The 18,238-nt window shown below is 47.4% G+C and carries 17 protein-coding genes; 16 read left to right on the plus strand and 1 reads right to left on the minus strand.

What is annotated here, in order from left to right; translation table 11 throughout:
- The first annotated feature begins 33 nt into the window (after positions 1-33).
- The 14 genes from cobT to ACJJIW_RS16490 all read left to right on the plus strand — a co-directional run bounded on the left by cobT (position 34) and on the right by ACJJIW_RS16490 (position 16,766).
- Positions 34-1,080: a nicotinate-nucleotide--dimethylbenzimidazole phosphoribosyltransferase gene (cobT, locus tag ACJJIW_RS16425; protein WP_444935744.1), complete on the plus strand. Its 1,047-nt coding sequence runs from the start codon at positions 34-36 to the stop codon at positions 1,078-1,080.
- Positions 1,070-1,675: a histidine phosphatase family protein gene (locus tag ACJJIW_RS16430; protein WP_444935745.1), complete on the plus strand. Its 606-nt coding sequence runs from the start codon at positions 1,070-1,072 to the stop codon at positions 1,673-1,675. Before cobT ends, ACJJIW_RS16430 begins: the two co-directional genes overlap by 11 nt.
- Positions 1,659-2,492: an adenosylcobinamide-GDP ribazoletransferase gene (cobS, locus tag ACJJIW_RS16435; protein WP_444935746.1), complete on the plus strand. Its 834-nt coding sequence runs from the start codon at positions 1,659-1,661 to the stop codon at positions 2,490-2,492. Before ACJJIW_RS16430 ends, cobS begins: the two co-directional genes overlap by 17 nt.
- 30 nt (positions 2,493-2,522) lie before the next feature.
- Positions 2,523-3,413: a cobalamin-binding protein gene (locus ACJJIW_RS16440; RefSeq protein ID WP_444935747.1), complete on the plus strand. Its 891-nt coding sequence runs from the start codon at positions 2,523-2,525 to the stop codon at positions 3,411-3,413.
- A 558-nt stretch (positions 3,414-3,971) separates the two neighbouring features.
- On the plus strand, positions 3,972-4,442 hold the full coding sequence (locus ACJJIW_RS16445) for a DUF2846 domain-containing protein (protein WP_444935748.1): 471 nt from the start codon (positions 3,972-3,974) through the stop codon (positions 4,440-4,442).
- Between the two features lie 888 nt (positions 4,443-5,330).
- On the plus strand, positions 5,331-5,714 hold the full coding sequence (locus tag ACJJIW_RS16450) for a BlaI/MecI/CopY family transcriptional regulator (RefSeq protein WP_282933025.1): 384 nt from the start codon (positions 5,331-5,333) through the stop codon (positions 5,712-5,714).
- Positions 5,714-6,667: a M56 family metallopeptidase gene (locus tag ACJJIW_RS16455; RefSeq protein ID WP_444935749.1), complete on the plus strand. Its 954-nt coding sequence runs from the start codon at positions 5,714-5,716 to the stop codon at positions 6,665-6,667. The genes ACJJIW_RS16450 and ACJJIW_RS16455 overlap by 1 nt, the downstream gene beginning before the upstream one ends.
- Positions 6,668-6,677: 10 nt before the next feature.
- Positions 6,678-7,991 (plus strand): TolC family protein, encoded by a 1,314-nt coding sequence (locus ACJJIW_RS16460; protein ID WP_444935750.1) that lies wholly within the window; start codon positions 6,678-6,680, stop codon positions 7,989-7,991.
- Complete coding sequence (locus ACJJIW_RS16465; RefSeq protein ID WP_444935751.1) at positions 7,988-9,217, plus strand: efflux RND transporter periplasmic adaptor subunit; 1,230 nt, start codon at positions 7,988-7,990, stop codon at positions 9,215-9,217. The genes ACJJIW_RS16460 and ACJJIW_RS16465 overlap by 4 nt, the downstream gene beginning before the upstream one ends.
- Before the next feature lie 9 nt (positions 9,218-9,226).
- Positions 9,227-12,382, plus strand: coding sequence for an efflux RND transporter permease subunit (locus ACJJIW_RS16470; RefSeq protein ID WP_444935752.1), 3,156 nt, complete (start codon positions 9,227-9,229; stop codon positions 12,380-12,382).
- 62 nt (positions 12,383-12,444) lie between these two features.
- Positions 12,445-13,140 carry a HupE/UreJ family protein gene (locus tag ACJJIW_RS16475; protein ID WP_444935753.1) on the plus strand — a complete coding sequence of 232 codons (696 nt, stop codon included), beginning with the start codon at positions 12,445-12,447 and terminating at the stop codon, positions 13,138-13,140.
- A gap of 51 nt (positions 13,141-13,191) precedes the next feature.
- Positions 13,192-13,740, plus strand: coding sequence for a hypothetical protein (locus tag ACJJIW_RS16480; RefSeq protein ID WP_444935754.1), 549 nt, complete (start codon positions 13,192-13,194; stop codon positions 13,738-13,740).
- Positions 13,741-13,785: 45 nt separating this feature from the next.
- Positions 13,786-14,121, plus strand: coding sequence for a DUF6488 family protein (locus ACJJIW_RS16485; RefSeq protein WP_444935755.1), 336 nt, complete (start codon positions 13,786-13,788; stop codon positions 14,119-14,121).
- 1,394 nt (positions 14,122-15,515) lie between these two features.
- Positions 15,516-16,766: an anthrax toxin-like adenylyl cyclase domain-containing protein gene (locus tag ACJJIW_RS16490; RefSeq protein ID WP_444935756.1), complete on the plus strand. Its 1,251-nt coding sequence runs from the start codon at positions 15,516-15,518 to the stop codon at positions 16,764-16,766.
- Between the two features lie 45 nt (positions 16,767-16,811).
- Here ACJJIW_RS16490 and ACJJIW_RS16495 read toward each other — a convergent pair whose 3' ends face one another.
- The gene (locus ACJJIW_RS16495; protein ID WP_444935757.1) at positions 16,812-17,231 is read right to left on the minus strand and encodes a TraR/DksA family transcriptional regulator; all 420 of its coding nucleotides are present in this window, start codon (positions 17,229-17,231) and stop codon (positions 16,812-16,814) included.
- Between the two features lie 124 nt (positions 17,232-17,355).
- Here ACJJIW_RS16495 and ACJJIW_RS16500 point away from each other — a divergent pair, with 124 nt between their 5' ends.
- Together ACJJIW_RS16500 and ACJJIW_RS16505 are read left to right on the plus strand one after the other, a co-directional pair.
- Entirely contained in the window at positions 17,356-17,718 is a 363-nt protein-coding gene (locus tag ACJJIW_RS16500; RefSeq protein WP_444935758.1) for a MerC family mercury resistance protein, read from the plus strand.
- Positions 17,719-17,727: 9 nt separating this feature from the next.
- Entirely contained in the window at positions 17,728-18,237 is a 510-nt protein-coding gene (locus ACJJIW_RS16505; protein ID WP_444935759.1) for a ZrgA family zinc uptake protein, read from the plus strand.
- Position 18,238 lies beyond the last annotated feature (1 nt).

Consider the following 18,238-nt stretch of genomic DNA (forward strand, 5'->3'; position numbering starts at 1 on the left):
AGACTGAGACTGAGACTGAGACTGAGACTGATAATGATGACATATAAACTCAGTTGGCTCGATATGCCTGCACCAACCCCGGACCAGAGTGCGCGCAATGCCGCGATTGCCCGCCAGAAGCAATTGATTAAGCCGCAAGGCGCGCTCGGCCGGCTCGAGAGCATTGCCGTGGATTTCGCCGGATTCCAGGGGAGGGAGCAACCCCAACTGAATAAATTGTCGGTGCGCGTATTCGGTGCTGATCACGGTATTGCAGCTCAGGGAACTTCCCGATTTCCTCAGGCAGTCACTTCTGTAATGCTGAAACTATTTTGCGAGGGTGGGGCGGCTATTAATGTGTTGAGCCGCGAGCAGAATGCTGACTTTGCCGCAATTAATCTGGGTTGTGTGGTCCCCGCTGAACACCCTGACCTGATTGATGAAGTTATAGCTCCCTCTACTGCGGATTTCTCCCAAGGTAACCCAGCTATGACCCAAACGCAGCTGGCTCTTGCTCTTGATGCCGGTCGCCGCCAGTGTACCGATGCAGATTGTTTTATTGGCGGAGATATGGGTATTGGCAATACCACTTCCGCCGCTGCCATGTTTGCTGCCCTTTTTGAGCTAGAGGTTGGCAGCATTACGGGGCGAGGAACAGGTGTCGACGATGCAGTGCTCGCCCACAAGGTGGAACTGATCGAATCTGCCTTGGAGCAGCATCGGGCAGCGCTGGGCTCACCACTTGCTATTCTGCAAACTTTTGGTGGCTTTGAGATTGCAGCCTTAATAGGAGCGTTTATCGCCAGTGCCCAGCGAGGTGTCCCTGTATTGGTTGATGGTTTTATGGCGACTGCCGCGGCAGCTATTGCCGGTGCTATTAATCCGTCAGTGAAACCCTGGTTGCTCTACGCCCATCTCTCTGACGAGTCTGGTCATAAACTAGCCCTCGAGTGCCTGGGGGTGAAGCCATTGCTGAGCTTCAATATGCGCCTTGGCGAGGGCACAGGTGCAGTGTTGGCCATAAGTATTATCAAGCAAGCGCTGAACCTGCATAACAAAATGTTCACTTTCAGTGAGGCAGGAGTGCCAGTTGCGGATTGATCTTTTACGACACGGTGCCTGCGAAGGTGGGAATATTTTTCGCGGCCAGATTGATGTGCCCCTAACCAGTGAGGGTAGGGAACAGATGTTGCAAGGGCTTGCCGAACTCGATGACTCCTGGGACCGGATTATTACTTCACCCTTGAAACGCTGCCAACGCTTCGCTGCTCAGCTTGCCCGAGAGAAAGAGCTGCCGATAACTGAAGTTCCTGATATTCGGGAAATTGGTTTCGGGGACTGGGAGGGGCAGTCAGTCGATAAGATCTGGACTGAGCAACGAGCACTGTGTGAAGCCTGGGGGCGTGACCCGGAAAAGCACGCACCGCCGGGAGGTGAGCCCTTTCCCGTATTTCGATCCAGAGTTCTTCAAGCTATTGATAATCTAGCCCAGCAATATTCGGGAGAGTCCCTGCTACTGGTTACTCACGGTGGCGTTATCAAGTTGTTGCTCGCGTATGCGAATAACTGGCTCCCAGTGAAAATGATTTCGCTGCAAGTTAACTATGGGTTTGCCGCATCGCTGAGATACGACTCGGACAATAAGACCTTTACCGTTTCCTACCCAGAGCAGTCAGCTTATGTTTATTGCCCGTAAGTTGTACAACCTATCCCAAGCATTTCTCTATGCGCTGGTATTTCTTACCCGGCTGCCGGTGGCGGGTTTGCTGCGGGAGGTGGACAAGGAAACGGTGAAGCGGTCGATATATTTTTACCCCCTGGTTGGAGTGGTGATTGGTATACTGTTATCCGGGGCCGCCTACCTTCTGGCTCCTTTAGGTGCCCAGTTGCAAGCCGCAATACTATTGGGTTTCTGGGTGGTCCTGACAGGTGCACTACACCTCGACGGCCTTGCTGACTGTACTGATGCCTACTTTGCTGGACATAAGTGTGCGGATCCTGAAGAACAACGTCAGCATATTCTGAGAGTAATGCACGATCCCCACTGCGGCTCTATTGCGGTAGCGGCTGTTGTTGTCTTCCTACTGATAAAGTTCGCTGCAATAGCAACCCTGCTAGAGCTAATAAACCCAGTAACAAAAGATGCTTGGGTCTATCTGCCGTTAGTGCTCTCACCTATGTTAGCCAGGGCTGCGGCCCTGGCTTTAATGGGAGTTTCACAATACGCACGTGTTGAAGGCCATGTACCGCCCGCTGGCTCCGAGCGCCGATGGGACCTATTGCCGGTAGTTGCAATCGTAGTTGCTATTGGATGTTTAGCGGCGCCAATACCCATTGCCATAGGCATCGTCTGTAGTTTGATTGCCCTGGTCTTATTCTGGCGTCGCCTGTGGGATAAGACTATTGGTGGTTATACCGGCGATTGTTTGGGCGGTTTGGTCGAGATAAGTGAATTGTCGATATTGATATTATGGGTGGCAGTGGCTGCCAATGTGAGTTACGGAGCTGTTTAGAAGCTCCTCAGTTATAGTCGAGTTAAAGAGATGTCTCGAAGCAGTATTGTCCGTGTTGTTTTAACCTTGAATCTGTTATTGGTGAGTAATACTTGGGCGGATGATTCCGTGCGGGTAAAAGATGCCCGTGGCCAATGGGTTGAACTGCCTGCACCAGCAGAGCGTATTGTTGCGCTAGCGCCAAATATCGTGGAGAACTTTTACAGTGCCGGGGCAGGGGATAAGCTAATTGCTGCGGTAAGCTACAGTGACTACCCCGAACAAGCCAAGCAATTACCGGAGATAGGTAACTATAAAGCGGTAAACTATGAAAGTTTACTATTGCTAAATCCTGACTTGATTGTTGCCTGGGGATCGGGAAATGGCGATCAGATGATTAATAAACTGGAGGATCTCGGTTTTACAGTTTTCGTATCTGAATCTCACACTCTTGAAGATATCGCTGTGAATGTAAAGCGCTTCGGTAAACTTGCAGGAACAAGTGACTATGCAGATAAATCTGCCGGAGAGTGGCTTGAGCGACTGAATCAAATACAGCTCAGCCATAAGGACCTGGATTCGGTCAGTGTTTTTTATCAGGTTTGGAATGAGCCACTGCAAACACTTAATGGCGACCACCTGATTAGCGATGTTATTGAAACCTGTGGTGGCCGTAATATATTTGCCGATGCATTGGTATTAGCACCGAAGATTAGCATTGAGTCTGTACTCGATAGAGACCCGAGAGTAATTATCGCCAGCGGAATGGGTGAAGAGCGGCCAGATTGGTTGGATGCCTGGGCAGCTTACCCAAGAATTAATGCAGTTAAAGAGGGAAACCTGTTTCATGTACCACCGGATATCATTCAGCGACATACTTTTCGGGTGCTGGATGGTATGGAGATGGTTTGTGATGATTTGAATCGGGTGAGAGGAAGTTGAAGGTTTCAACTTCCTAATTATCTAAATAGAATCCTTGCTTTCTGTTGGCAATATGTCTAATGGGTCCACGTAATTCTCTCATAAGCCAGTTGGTGTTGGGATTCTTGGACATAATTCCAATTTGTCTAACTTTTGGTTTAGCTCGATCGGAGATTGCGTTGGCGTAGTAACAATTCTTAGACTGTAAAGTTTTAACGGTGAGAATAGGGGCGAGTCGCTCTGGAAACACCTCTTCTGGGGAAATATTTACCTTTATTTGTTCACTTTAGAAAATAAAGTCACGTGTTAGGTCTGTCCGATATAGTGGAAGGGGTACTTTGGACTCTTTACTATCAATTTATTCGTAAATAAATTAGTTTATCTGTTATTAGAGGCTTAACTACAAACACTCTGTTGGTCACCAATAGCCAAAAGAGTCTGTTTGCTGAACTTGGTATAGTCCTGATTATTAACTGTTCCGATTAAATTGCTCGGCTTCTTTGTGCCGTATATTTAAAAATATTATCTGTTTTTGACTATTTAGTCTTCTTGAGCTTTATGTTTTCGTGGTGCCAAACTGTGTATAAATCATTGCTGATTTCTGTATTTTTGTCTGTTACCTTGTCGGGGTGTTCCGCTTCTGGGCCTATGTATACAGAGTACAAGCGACTCAATTTGGATACTGGAGTCCTTTACTTGTATAGGGAATCATCTCTCGTAAATATGGCTGTTGGCCCGAAGGTTTATATTGATGGCGGAGGCGGGCAGATTTTGAAAAATGGTGGGTATTTGGCATATGAATTGAGCCCAGGTAAACATACTATTATCGTAGGTGATGATAGTTTTGGATTTGATAACAAGGTTATGGAGGTTGATCTTAAGCAGGGCGAAAATTTATACATTAAATGGAAGATTGGATCTCTGACAACTATGGAAATTATGGTTGTAGGGGATGCGGCAGCTGGTTATGGCGAGCGCGATTACCATTTGATAGCTATGCCTGGGAGTGTGGCAGCCCAAGAAATATCTGCTTTAAAATTATCAAAGTAATTGATTTTGTAGCTTTATATCCGTTCAGAAGTGGGTGAGATAATTGATATATAAGCTGAGTCGGTTAGAAAAATTAATAAGGGGGATAATGTTGGGTTTTATTCCTCCTATTTTTACGTTATTTACAATTGGTCCAATAATGCCCAGTAACGAGCTTTGAATTCCGGTAAAATACTCAGTGCAAAAGACTGAGTGAGAGTTATGTATGAGAAACCATAGGAGATTTAGCTAATTATATGGGAGGTATAATAGCCTAGGTTTAACTCATGCTCTTACAGTTTCTGCTTCAAAGGCCAATGGCCCAACACTTTGCTTTCTTCATAGTCATCGTTAAAAATATTGAAGTTATACGTATAGTCTCCCCATGCTATGGGCTTATAGAAATCCCTTTTGAAAAGTACGATCTTATAGATATATACGTTGTCACCTAGGAAGCCAATCATCACAAACTGCGATGCCTCTACGAGAAGCTTTGCTCCTAGAAATGGAATTGCTGAAGAGTCAGCCACAGAGATGGCCGCTGGACCTCTCACCTGTTACTTACACGATCAGTGAGTAGTGAAAAAATCACTTTTTGGTAGATCATGGCTAATCAATGGTAAAGCCGCCCCTAGCTGTATTAATGTTGAGTTCAAGTCAAATAGCCCCTTAATTTCATTGCCAAATGTTGGCGGTATTTCCAAGGTGTCTAAATTATTCGTATCGTTATCTAGCTTGCGGTATTGAAGTTAAGAAAACGGCTATTTTCTTGGGTAGGTATCCTTGGAGCCTGGAACAAAACCCATCCCACAGTCGAAGTAGGCTGAAAAGCAAAAAACCTATTGACGATCGGTTTTTACCGCTCTACCATCATTCAAAGAATAGTTTTAACCTCTGGAATAATGGTCTATGCGACTTGGCGATCTTGAGAAACAGGTGCTCCAATATCTCTGGGATAGAAAATCTGCGGATGCCAAACAGGTCCACTCTGACTTGAGCAGGGCCCGTGGAGGTTCTCTCAATACGATCCAGAGCACGCTGGATCGCCTCTACAAGAAAGGTTTGCTGTCTCGGGAGAAGCAGGGGCATGCATTCCAATACAGCCCGGCAGTGGAGCGCTACGAGTTTGTTGGACAGCTGATTCAAGATGTTACTCGTGAGTTCGTTGATGATGAGAACGGGTTGGTAGCCGCATTTACCTCCATCTCATCGGAGTTGAGCGAAAGCCAATTGGAGCAGCTGGAGCAGTTGATCGAAAGCCAGAAGATTAAGCGCCAGCAGGGTGATCGCTAATGATTTTGGGGCAGGTTGCACTCTGGCTAAACCTGCTGACTATTGCAGCGCTTGGCCTGTTTGTCGGTATTTTACTGGTATCAGCTGCCTGCCTTTCTGCTTCCCGGCATTCACTTAGCTTGTCTGTCAGTAGCCGGCGTTTACTGCTGTGGAGTGCGGTATTGCTGCCGTGGTTTGCGGCTTCCACTGCCGCTGTTATCCTGGCTTTCCCCAGCCTTTTGGGAGGCGTTGCATCACTGGCGCACTGGCACCATATCAATGCTTTTAACCTCTACAGTTGGCACGGTGTTTTTACTATTGCGTTTCTTTTCTTTAGCGGTTTTTTGGCGTTTCAAAGTTTTAAACGAGCTCATCGCCATTTGGCGCAGCTCCGTTTGTTAATGCAACTTTGCGAAAGGGATAAGTCTGACCAAAGTATTATCCAGGCAAAGGGGCCCCAGGCTTTCACCAGTGGTCTGCTCCGTCCGCAAGGGTTTTATACCAGCGGTCTGCGAGACCAGTTAACAGCGGAAGAATTTGAGGTGGTGCGCCTGCATGAGGAAGCCCATGCGCAAAAATTTGATCCTCTGAAGAAATTAATATTCGCTTTATTTGCCAGCTTTTTCCCTACGCGTTTGGGGAATTACCTGAATCGGCAGATGGCGCTGTGTATGGAGCAGCGTGCAGATGCTTATGCCCATAGGCAGGGGTGGAGTGAGACTTTTATCGCCCAAACCCTACTTAAAGTAACCCGTATCTCCAATGGGTTGCATCCCAAAGAGAGAAGTTCAGCAATGGTCTGTTATTTCGCTCTTGACCAATTGGATGCTCGTATTCGTTACTTGCTGTCTGATGATAAGGGGCGCAACTTACCCCCCTTGTTATTAGCTGGAATGTTTGTGGCTCTTACAGGCACTTGCCTTGTTTCGGTGGATGCGCTCCACCACACCGTCGAAACCCTTTTCTCCCACTAAGGAAGCCGAAGTGTTTAATTGTTTGCGTTTAGTCATAACTAAAAAACCGATTGTTGATCGGTTTTTTGTGGCCGGAGCCGTGTTCTTTTTAGTCGCATTAAGTGGACCCCTTAGGGCAGAACAGGGCGAGGAGTTATCGGGACTTACTTATGAACAGGCAATTCTTAAAAGCTTGCAAAATCACCCTGAACTGGCGGGTTACCGATATCAGTTTGAGGCTGTGGATGCTTTATCCAAGCACGCCAAGCTTGGACCACGCCCGGAGCTTAGTGTTGCCGCCGAGGGGGTGGGGGAGGAAAAGGACAGCGATGGCAACGGCAGTTCCCAGGTAACAGTAGGCATCAGTTGGCTATTACAGGGTGATCTCGCAGAAAAACGTGTATTGGCTACACGCAGTAAGACTTCCGTGATTGAGGCCGAAAAGCAGGTTCTTGAGTTAGAAGTTGCCGCTAATACTGCGCGTTACTTTTTCCAGGTCCTGGCTCAGCAGGAACGCCTGGAAATTGCTAAAAGATCAGTCGACCTGGCTCGCAGGATATCCGCCGAAATTAATCGCCAAGTTAGTGTTGGCAGAACGAATGAAGCCGATGCTTTTCGGGCGGAAGTCGACTTACAGCGTCGACTCTTAGCTGTGGAGGATGTCGAACACGAGCTGGATATTGCCAAATATCAATTAGCTGCCCAGTGGGGCTCCAGAGAGCCAAGTTTTCGTGCAGTGGTTGGTTCTCTTTCCAGTGTCCTTCCAGAAGTTGATTTATCTAGATTGCGAAGCTTGGTGGCGAGCAACCCAAATTTGGAAATATTCATGAGTCGCGAGCGCGTGGCGCAGGCGGAAATTGATTTGGCACGTGCAGAAGCTGGTATTCAGTGGAGGATTGATACCGGAATTCGTCGCAACGAAGCGAGCGGAGATTATGGGTTGGTGGCAGGGTTCGCAATCCCACTAGGTAAGGGTGACCGTAATCGCGGCAAGGTATCTGCTTTGAGGGCAGAACAAAATCGTTTCCGAGCAGAAAGAAATGCGAAAGAGATTGAGTTGGATACACAGCTCTTTGTGATGACCCAAAGGCTACAGCATCACCGGCACGTAGCTACCGCCTTGAATGAAAAGATGATTCCCAGTTTGGATAAAGCGCTCATCGCTACGCAAAAAGCCTATCGACGTGGCCGCTATAACTACTCGGAGTTGGCTCTAGCCCAACAGGGGCTTAGCGATGCGCAGCTTTCACTATTACAGGCGCAGTACAACGCACACCTTAGCCTGATTGAAATTGAAAAATTGACAGGCCTGTCACTGGCACAGATAAGCGAGAGCGAGATATGAGATCCGCAGTTTTTTCCAGCCTGATATTCGGTGCTTTACTTTCCTTGTTCCTAAGTGGCAGCGGCAGTGTGTATGCGGCCGGAGCTGTCGCAGAGGCAGAACCGGAAAAAGGGCCCAATCGTGGGCGCATGTTGAGAGAAGGTAATTTCGCCGTTGAGCTAAGTATTTATGAAACTGGTGTTCCCCCGGAGTTTCGGGTTTGGGTGAGTAACGATGGAGAGCTGGTTAATCCTCGGCAGGTTGATCTTAAAGTGGTTCTTACAAGGCTTGGAGATGGAGAGGATCACATCGAGTTCAGGCCTGAGGGGAATTATCTGCGTGGCGATATGGTGATCTATGAGCCCCACTCATTTGTTGTGACTCTAACAGCCAAGCACCAGGGGCACGAATACCGTTGGCAATACGATAATTTTGAGGGGCGAACCCGTATCGAATCCGGTATTGCTGAATCCATGGAAATTGATACGGAAACCGTCGGCCCCGCCAGGATGAGTGAGACCAACCGCGCTTATGGCAGACTTATTGTAGATCCAGAACAGGTACGTGAAATCCGTGCGCGTTTCGATGGATTTGTAGAAACTGTGTATGTGGGATTGGGAGAGCGCGTTAAAAAAGGGCAACCCCTAATCGCAGTTAACAGCGATCAAAACCTGAAAACTTACAGTATTAAATCCCCCATTTCCGGTGTGGTAATTCAGCGCAATGTAAACCCTGGTGAACAGACCGCAGGTAGAGCTTTATTAACGGTTGCCGATGATACTGCTTTATTGGCAGAGCTGGATGTTTTTCCCTCGACACGCCCCCAGATTCGCCAAGGCGCGCCCGTTTCCGTAAATATCAAGTCCCTGGAAACTCCTCTACTCGGGGTAGTTAAACAAATTGATACTTTGATGAAGCCCAACCAGGCCACTGCCGTTCGAGTGTCACTGCAAGATATTCCCTCAGGCCTCGCACCAGGTTCTTTTGTAAGCGGCGATATCCAAGTTGCTGAATATGAGGTGCCTCTCGCTGTTAAGCGTTCCGGTTTACAAGCGTTCCGCGATTTTACTGTCGTTTATGCCAAGGTGGGCGATCAATATGAAGTGCGCATGTTGGAGCTGGGGCGTGAAGCAGGCGACTGGGTTGAAGTGCTGGGGGGGATTCGACCGGGAATCGAATATGTCACCGGTAACAGCTACATCATTAAAGCGGACATTGAAAAGTCCGGTGCATCCCACGATCACTGAGGGTTCGACATGCTTGAGTACTTGATAAGAACCTCAATTCAAAATCGCGGGCTGGTTATTACCTTTGTGCTTTTACTGTGCGGTTTGGGCATTTGGAATTTCAACCGGCTGCCCATTGATGCGGTACCGGATATCACCAATATCCAGGTGGTTATTAATACGGAGGCACCGGGGTATACCCCTAAAGAAGTTGAGCAACGGGTTACATACCCAGTGGAAAATGCAATGGCTGGTTTGCCGAGCCTTGCTTATACACGCTCCGTTTCGCGATATGGGCTGTCTCAGGTTACGGTGATTTTTGAAGATGGCACCGATATTTATTTTGCCCGCCAGTTAGTGAATGAACGGCTCACTAGTGTACGTGGTGCACTGCCTGCTGGTTTGGAGCCAGAGCTTGGACCCATCGCCACAGGTCTTGGCGAAATCTTTATGTTTACAGTGGACTCCGAACCCGGAGCTACCAATGCTGATGGCAGTGCAGTAACACCCAAAGACTTGCGTTCGGTGCATGACTGGATTGTGCGCCCGCAGTTATTGCGTGTACCAGGTGTGGTGGAAGTCAATCCGATTGGCGGATTCAAGAGAGAAATTCTGATTGCTATAGAGCCAGAGAAACTGCTGGCATTTGGCCTGACCCAAGAAGACCTGATTCGCTCGATCGAGGAGAACAATCGTAACCGCGGTGTAGGCTTTATTGAACACAGTGGCGCCCAGTGGTTGTTGCGGGTTCCGGGGCAGGCAAGCTCGTTAGAGACACTGAAGGATTTCCTGGTTGCGGAGGTGAATGGGGTTGCTGTTCGCCTTGGCGACTTGGCCAAGATCGAAGAGGGGCGCGAAATGCGCACCGGGGCGGCTACTCAGAACGGCAGGGAAGTGGTGATGAGTACCGTTTTCATGCTGGTTGGCGAAAATAGTCGCACCGTTGCAGGTGCAGTTGGTGAAAAGTTAGGGGATATCAAACAGAGTCTACCACCAGGTATCACATTGACTGCGGTTTATGATCGTACCGGTCTGGTTGACCAGACATTGCGCACTGTACAAACCAATCTTATGGAAGGTGCGCTGTTGGTTATCGCGGTTCTTTTCCTGCTGTTGGGCAATGTTCGAGCAGCAATTCTCACTGCGCTGGTAATTCCGGTGGCCATGTTAATGACCATCACCGGCATGGTTCAGGCCCGCGTAAGTGCAAACCTGATGAGTCTGGGGGCACTGGACTTTGGCTTGTTGGTGGATGGAGCCATCATTATTGTCGAGAACTGCCTGCGACGCCTTAGCGAATCCGCCCGCGAGCGTGGCCAGTTAGATCTAAAAGAACGGCTTACCCTGGTATTTCAATCGACGCGGGAAGTGATTCGCCCGGCCATGTTTGGTGTGTTCATTATCACAGCCGTGTATTTACCCATTTTTGCCCTGACTGGAGTGGAGGGCAAGATGTTCCATCCAATGGCTATCACCGTGGTGATTGCGCTGCTTTCTGCGATGTTTCTTTCCATCACTTTGGTGCCAGCCGGCATAGCGCTGCTATTCCGCAAACCGGTGATCGAAAAGAAAAACCCTGCACTTGAGAAGCTGAATAGCTTTTATCGCCCGGCCCTAGAGTTTGCATTGCGCCAGCGTGGCATGGTTGTCGCTATTGCTGCGCTACTGGTGTTGGTTTCCGGCTATACGGCAAGCAGAATGGGTAGCGAATTTGTGCCGAATCTGGATGAAGGCGATATTGCCATGCACGCCTTGCGTATTCCTGGCACATCCCTGGAACAAGCGATTGCACTACAAAAATCCCTGGAGGAGCGGATTAAAGAGTTGCCCGAGGTGGAGCGTGTATTCGCCAAAATTGGGACTGCGGAAGTGGCTACCGATGCCGTTCCCCCAAGTGTTGCCGATAACTTTATTATCCTGAAACCCAGGTCTCAGTGGCCAGATCCGGATAAGCCAAAAGAGCAATTGGTAGAAGAGCTGGCAAAGCTGGTAGAACCAATTCCCGGCAACCGCTATGAATTTCTCCAGCCAATCCAGATGCGCTTTAACGAGCTTTTAGCGGGGGTACGCGCGGAATTGGCGATCAAAGTCTTTGGCGATGATTTCGAGCAATTAGAGCGTTTGGGCAGTGAAATTGAAGCGGCTATCGGCAGAGTTGAAGGCGTTGCTGATATACAGATGGAGCAAACCAGCGGTTTACCGGTTCTCGCCATTGTTCCTGACCAGGCCGCACTAACCCAGTATGGGCTGGCTATCAATCAGGTACAGGAGCAGCTGGCAACCGCCCTGGGAGGTACGGTTGCTGGCCGCTTTTATGAAGGAGACCGCCGCATCGATATTGTTGTGCGTTTGCCAGAGGTATTGCGCCAGGATTTGGATGCGCTAAAGAAACTGCCGATTCATCGACCCAATGGCAACTATGTGCCCCTGGAGGAAATTGCCAGCTTGGAACTCACTGCCGGTATCAATCAGGTTTTCCGCGAGAACGGTAAACGCAGGGTAGTGGTAACGGCCAATGTTCGGGGTAGGGACCTGGGTAGCTTTGTTGCTGATGTACAGCAGTCCGTTTCCGATAAAGTGGAAATACCACCCGGCTACTGGGTTGAATATGGTGGAACCTATCAAACCCTACAGTCTGCTACTGAACGCTTATCGATTGTAGTGCCGCTGACCCTTGTGTTGATTATGGGGCTTCTCCTGCTGGCGCTTCGCTCCATAAAAGATGCGGCAATTATCTTTACCGGTATACCCCTCGCATTAACCGGCGGTGTGCTCTCTTTAATGTTGCGGGATATCCCTTTCTCCATTTCCGCAGCCGTTGGTTTTATCGCACTTTCCGGGATTGCCATCCTTAACGGCCTGGTGATGGTTTCCTTTATTCGCGACCTGCGAGACCAAGGTTACAGCATAGAAAAGGCCATTATTGAGGGCGCACTGATCCGCTTACGTCCGGTCATTAGTACCGCACTGGTTGCCTCACTCGGTTTCGTGCCCATGGCGCTGAATACTGGTATTGGTTCTGAGGTACAGCGCCCACTGGCTACGGTGGTTATTGGCGGTATTGTCTCATCAACAATCCTGACACTTTTAGTGTTGCCGGCACTCTACAGAATTTTACATGGCAGGAATGCCAAGTCGGAGAGCTTACAAGATAACCCTGAAGTGGCTCTGGCTGGAGCCAGTTAACTGGGCCTGTGTGCGCTTTGGTTTACAAGAATTTAGAACTTTAATAACGGGAGATAGTAACGTTGTACAATAGTTTAAAAACAGTTTTCGGCTTGATGGCGCTGATAGCAGGTATGGTGATATCTATGCCGCTATTTGCCCATGGGGTGGACGATGCTACCAAGACTTTTCTTGCCGGCAATGAAGGGGTATCTATTATTCCCTTTTTATATATTGGCGCCAAACATATGGTGACAGGCTATGACCACCTGCTGTTCCTGGTGGGAGTCATTTTCTTTTTATATCGATCAAAAGATGTTCTTATCTATGTAAGCTTCTTTACTCTCGGTCATAGCTTAACCCTTTTATTTGGAGTGCTTAACGACACCCATGTGAATGCCTATTTGATCGATGCCATTATTGGATTATCCATTGTCTATAAAGGCTTCGATAATCTCGGCGGGTTCAGGCGGGTTTTTGGCTTCCAACCTAATACCAAGGCTGCCGTACTGATTTTTGGACTCTTCCACGGTTTTGGTTTGGCAACCAAGTTAAAGGAATTCAAGTTGTCCAGCGATGGGTTGGTGGAGAATATCCTGGCCTTTAATGTCGGAGTAGAAATTGGTCAGTTTGTTGCGTTGCTGTTTATTCTTCTCGCCATCAATTATTGGCGTCGCTTTGACAGTTTCCTGCGCTTTTCCACTATGACAAATACCTTACTGATGAGTGGTGGATTGATGTTGGTGGGTTACCAGATGACAGGCTACTTCGTAGGTTAGATAGCCTACAATTTTATTGAACAGAAAGAATCCAGATTTAGAGCTTACAGAATGAATACAACTGAAATGCCAGTGCAGTCTGCACAAACGCTGATTAAATCCACACTTGCTGCTGGCGTGCTTGCAGCCATTATGTTGATCACAGTAATCCTGCCAGCTGAATACAATATAGATCCTACTGGAATTGGCAGTGCGCTGGGGCTGACTGAATTAAACAGTCAAGAGCAGGAAATTGCGGTACCAGAAGTAGTGCAGCGTGGCGACCAGTCATTTGCTTATCGGACTGACACTACAACTATTGAAGTGCCCGCTGGCCGTGGAATTGAATACAAATTTCAATTGGATAAATACGGTCATTTGGAATATGAGTGGGGAACGGAGAGTGGTGAACTTTACTTTGATTTTCACGGCGAACCCACAGGCGATACTACCGGCTACTTTGAGAGCTTTGCTATTGCTACCGCAAGTAAAATGAGTGGCTCTCTCACCACGCCTTTTGATGGTTCCCATGGCTGGTATTGGAAGAATAACGGTCAGGAGTCTGTGAAGATCACTCTAAAAACAAAGGGGTTCTACGAGGTTATTGGACTCAAACAGTAACGTTTTTTATCAACATTTACTAAGACTGAGAAGAAAGAGAATATTATGAATAAGTTAATTCAAGTTATCTGTGTATCAGTTACCCTAGGTATTGCAAATCTTGCATTCGCCCATGGTGACCATGAGAGAGACAATTTTGCCACTGTGTCTATGGTCGAAGCCAAAGGTATCGCCAGCCAGGAAGTAGCTCGCCTAATCAAAGAGGGTAAGCTCAACAAATCCTGGGCTGACAAGCCGCTCAATGCAGCCATGCAGCGTGTTGACAACCAGCGACAGTGGGTTGTCAGCACTCAGGGCAAGGATGGAGGTCTGGATAAAATACTGAAAGTGTTTTTATCAACGGAAGGGTACTTTATTTCTTTTAAAGTGACTGATCGTTAAAAAATCAGTAATGTTCCTGCACTGCTGTCTGTAGGCATCGGCGCAGGAACATGACCTATAACTCTGATATGCCCAGTGCGGCTATGAGAGTAATTATAGCTCTACATCTAGGCCTCTTTTTTACTGAACTGGCTAGCTGCGTTTTCAAAGAATGTCTTGAGCAAAGTTGGTTTTCTGCCCAATAACTTTTCTACCTGGTTAGAAGGTTCAATGGTTTGGCCCCACTCGCGGGTTATAGGTCAAAGTTGTGTCATCGCATCGGTAGCTCTCTCTCTGTAATCCCCCGCATTTAATAATCCTGATCTTGCTGGTTTATCACTAGTAGGTTGGTACGTAATTTTTCTCTCCAGATATACAGGTAATATATTTTCTATGTCTATAAAATCCGGAGAATCTCGTGGCGCATCGACTTTTATCAATTTTCACCTTCAAATAGAAAATTTCGAGTGGCTAGTAATAATGCTATCATACGAATCACTACAAAAGCGGGAGTGAAGCTTCGCATGAGTTATAATTGAAATATGCAAGCAGAAATTTTGAGGGTTCCTTGGTTAGAGTACTGCCTGGATATCATATAGATGATCCATCAGATATTTGGCTCGCCCACCCAAAGTTCAATACTCTGATATCTAAAGCGCGAGTATTTGTTGGCTACCTGATTGAGAAATTGAATATCCCCAAGTTTGGGGGTAGTAGATTGTTGGTTCATCAAAAGGAATCCGCTTCACAAACTCTGTTTTGACTAGTATATGCGCTCAGGGAAGGCCTGGGAGGTCAGCTGGAGGCCCTTATTTTTTCAAGTCATAATTCGTGGCCTGATGTGCTCTCCCTTTCTAACTTGGTAAATGCTCAATCTATTAAAAAATATATATTTAGTGGATATCTTGTACGTCAAGTACTGATACGTTAGCTGTATAAGTCTATCCCTCTTAATTCAAATGGCCAAAATCTAAAAAAATATGTCTAAACCCTAAAGTCTACGGTCCAAATTGCGTGTAGGCTTCAGTTTAAGAAAAATCTGGGAACCGTTCGGTACTTTAGGTAATACGATCCATGGGCTTTGATGTTTATATAGCCTTGCCCTTATGTATGGATGCGGGGCTGGGAATTTTTCAAGCTAAGCTTACCAATTAATTTGGCTTTAATTATTAGGCTCGAAAGGTTGATTCAGTTTGTGTTCACAAATGCAGACCTATAAAGAACTAGGATTAGGGAAGGTGGTCAAGAGCTTTGCTCAATAGTGTTTGATAACAGCGGTCGGACTGATGATCATTTCTAAAAGCATAAAATATTGACTTGGTAGCTCTATATTGGCCGTATTTTACCTCTAGATAGTTGTGTTTATTTGGCTAATCAAAACTTATGTATGGTGCCCCAAAACAGGAAGTTGAACTATGGATCTTATATTTAACAATGCCGCATTGCGCCAAAACCTTATAGGCTGTCCGGCATCTCATGCCGATGCATTTAAGGCAACGGCTGCTTCTCAGCGTTGTGTTATTATCGTTCGCGCAACAGGTCCAACTTGTACCCAATTACTTGAACAAGGATATGATACAAAGGGCTTTAGAATTCACGGAAAGTCATGTGACTGGGGGCCGATGGCAGGCTTTGTTTTACGGGACCCCCGATTAAATAAACATGGAATGAGAAAGGCGGTCTATAATCGAGATCAGCATAGTGAAGCTTTCACTGATCTCAACTCTGGCGCAGGTTGGACTGCATCAACAACACCGCTTTGTTTACACCAGGAAAGGGTTGATTGGCTTATTCGAAGCGGAAAGATCAATGTTTCAAGAAAAACTCAAGATCGATATGAAGGCGTAGCCAGCCACCCTACCGGTATTACTTTTCATTATTCACTTATCAGGGTTAACACATGCCTGGGGGATATGTGGGGTGTTTATGTTGATAAGGAAAAAAGTAGGCAGTCAGGTTTTATCCAAGAGCGCGGAAACATCGTTGTTCAGTATGACACTAAGTACAAAGATATGTATGAGCCGCTATTGGCAATGACTAATCCTGTGGAGCATCGCCAATTTCGAAATGAGCACCCCCTTAACGCTATTACCGGAGATTATGATCTATTTGCCATCTGGCCATTTAGGCAGGGCACAAAAAGATATGATCGATATAGAGATGATCGCCGTATTCTAGGCACGGTACAAGCCTGGTCGCAGCGCCAGCGTATCGAAACTCAATTGGAAAGAAATTTCACTACTCGCAGGCAAGGCACCAAGCTGGGTAACATAACTAATCGGATTTATGAAGTAAGCCAGTTGCTGAATTCCACTATCGGCGGCATCCGTAGCCCAAGAGCTGGAGCTGGTCGGTGGGGGCCGTTCCCCAGAAGAAATGTACTATGGCACAGTGATGAGGCCGCACGTCCATATGTTAACGATATAGACTTACCCCTAATTGCATTTACTCCAGCCCGCAATGAAGTAGTTGTTCAAACTTTGCAGGCTTTTAGAGAGCTTATAACAATGTGTGAAAGACAGGGTATCAATGTCACTCTGGCGGAGGGCTGGGTAATGAGCCCCACCCATGATAAGCCCGACCGCTTGGGGCAAGGCTACAGTGGGTATGTACCTCGCGACTGGCACTTTGGTCAGTGGATTGTCCCACCTTGGTACAATGCTTAACTATCGGGCTGTATGAAATATTAGTGGGCTCTTAGAAGGTGACCCTTATCTTCGCTTACTGTAGTTGCGCTCCAGTATTTCCTGGCGAGCTTTCTCTTCAAAGGAAAGCTCTGCGGTGGGTCTTATCAATAGTCGCTGCAGCCCGATAGGGTCACCGCTGATTTCGCAGTAACCGTAGCTGCCATCTTTTATTTTCTCCAGAGCCCGCTGGATCTTTCTCAACAGCAGGTTCTTTCGACCGGTAAAGCGCAGATGTTGCTGGTTCTCTTGCTCTGCAGTTGCCCGATCCAGGTCATCAGCTAGGGCAAGTTTCGTGGTAGCAATAGCCTGTTGCCCTTGTGCAAGCTCGGCCAGCAGGTCATTTCTCAATTCCATCAGAAGCTGTTTGAAGAAGAGTAATTGCTTTTCGTTCATATAGTCTGATGCAGGCATCCCCAGCAGTTCTTGTTCACTGATTTTTGGCATTCCATGAATCCCCTGTTGCATAACTCCAGTTGACTTGAAATATTAAATTTATGATATAACATATCATCAAGTTGATTGAAGTGTATGTGATTGTCTTGGGTTCTCGTAGATTAAAAGGATTGTTGTGAGAGATACTTTAGGAATTTTGGCTTCTGGGCTTTGCTTGCTGCACTGTCTTTTGACTCCTTTGTTACCGGTATTGGGAGGTTTGGGGATATTGGGTGCTTTACAAGAGGACCAGTTTCTCCACTTACTATTGCTTGTACCCGTGGTAATTCTGGCCTTGGTCAGTTTCCCAGCCTCTTGCCGGCGCCATCAGCGCTACGCGGTAATGATTGTTGGTTTCTCCGGGGCATTGCTATTGGTTGGTGCGCTATATATCGAGGGGGTATGGGAGCTAGTTGCCAGTGTTTTTGGTGCAGGCTTATTGATTGTTGCCCACTGGGTAAACCTGCGCTTGATTTATCGGGATGCTTTAGTCGAGTAGGTGAGGGTCATGAAACTTGCAGGGGCATTGTTTGTTGCGTTGTTTTGGGCCGGTCCAGTCGCTGGGGAAATGGGAAGTCATGTTCACGGTAAGGCGATGATGTACCTGGTGGCCGAAGCAGACAAAATCATCGTCGAGCTGGAGTCACCCACAGTCGATCTAGTGGGATTTGAGCATGCGCCACGTAGCGATGCCCAAAAGCAGCGGTTAGAGCAGGTTGTTCACGAGCTATCCAAGCCAGATCATTTTCTTGAGTTTGTCGGTGCCCAGTGCAAACCCTTAAGTGTGGAAGTTAAGGCGCCATATAGCGCAGAAGTTACCAGTGACAACTCGGTGCACAGTGGTTTCCGTGCTAGTTACCAATTCAAGTGTGATAATCTGGCACAGTTCAACAGTGTCATTGTTACCCTGTTTGAGAGGTTTCCCGGTATTCATGGGATTGCAGTGCAATGGATCAGCTCCGGTCGTCAGGGGGCTGAACTGCTCACTGGTAAAGACAACAAATTGCAAATGAAATAGG

It is taken from the genome of Microbulbifer maximicatervae (SeqCode) (assembly GCF_052467815.1).

Coding starts and splice junctions, on each gene's coding strand:
- ACJJIW_RS16490 (WP_444935756.1), top strand. CDS start 15,516: ATGGATCTTATATTTAACAATGCCGCATTGCGCCAAAACCTTATAGGC.
- ACJJIW_RS16455 (WP_444935749.1), top strand. CDS start 5,714: ATGATTTTGGGGCAGGTTGCACTCTGGCTAAACCTGCTGACTATTGCA.
- cobT (WP_444935744.1), top strand. CDS start 34: ATGATGACATATAAACTCAGTTGGCTCGATATGCCTGCACCAACCCCG.
- ACJJIW_RS16485 (WP_444935755.1), top strand. CDS start 13,786: ATGAATAAGTTAATTCAAGTTATCTGTGTATCAGTTACCCTAGGTATT.
- ACJJIW_RS16495 (WP_444935757.1), bottom strand. CDS start 17,231: ATGCCAAAAATCAGTGAACAAGAACTGCTGGGGATGCCTGCATCAGAC.
- ACJJIW_RS16440 (WP_444935747.1), top strand. CDS start 2,523: ATGTCTCGAAGCAGTATTGTCCGTGTTGTTTTAACCTTGAATCTGTTA.
- ACJJIW_RS16450 (WP_282933025.1), top strand. CDS start 5,331: ATGCGACTTGGCGATCTTGAGAAACAGGTGCTCCAATATCTCTGGGAT.
- ACJJIW_RS16505 (WP_444935759.1), top strand. CDS start 17,728: ATGAAACTTGCAGGGGCATTGTTTGTTGCGTTGTTTTGGGCCGGTCCA.
- cobS (WP_444935746.1), top strand. CDS start 1,659: ATGTTTATTGCCCGTAAGTTGTACAACCTATCCCAAGCATTTCTCTAT.
- ACJJIW_RS16470 (WP_444935752.1), top strand. CDS start 9,227: ATGCTTGAGTACTTGATAAGAACCTCAATTCAAAATCGCGGGCTGGTT.
- ACJJIW_RS16480 (WP_444935754.1), top strand. CDS start 13,192: ATGAATACAACTGAAATGCCAGTGCAGTCTGCACAAACGCTGATTAAA.
- ACJJIW_RS16465 (WP_444935751.1), top strand. CDS start 7,988: ATGAGATCCGCAGTTTTTTCCAGCCTGATATTCGGTGCTTTACTTTCC.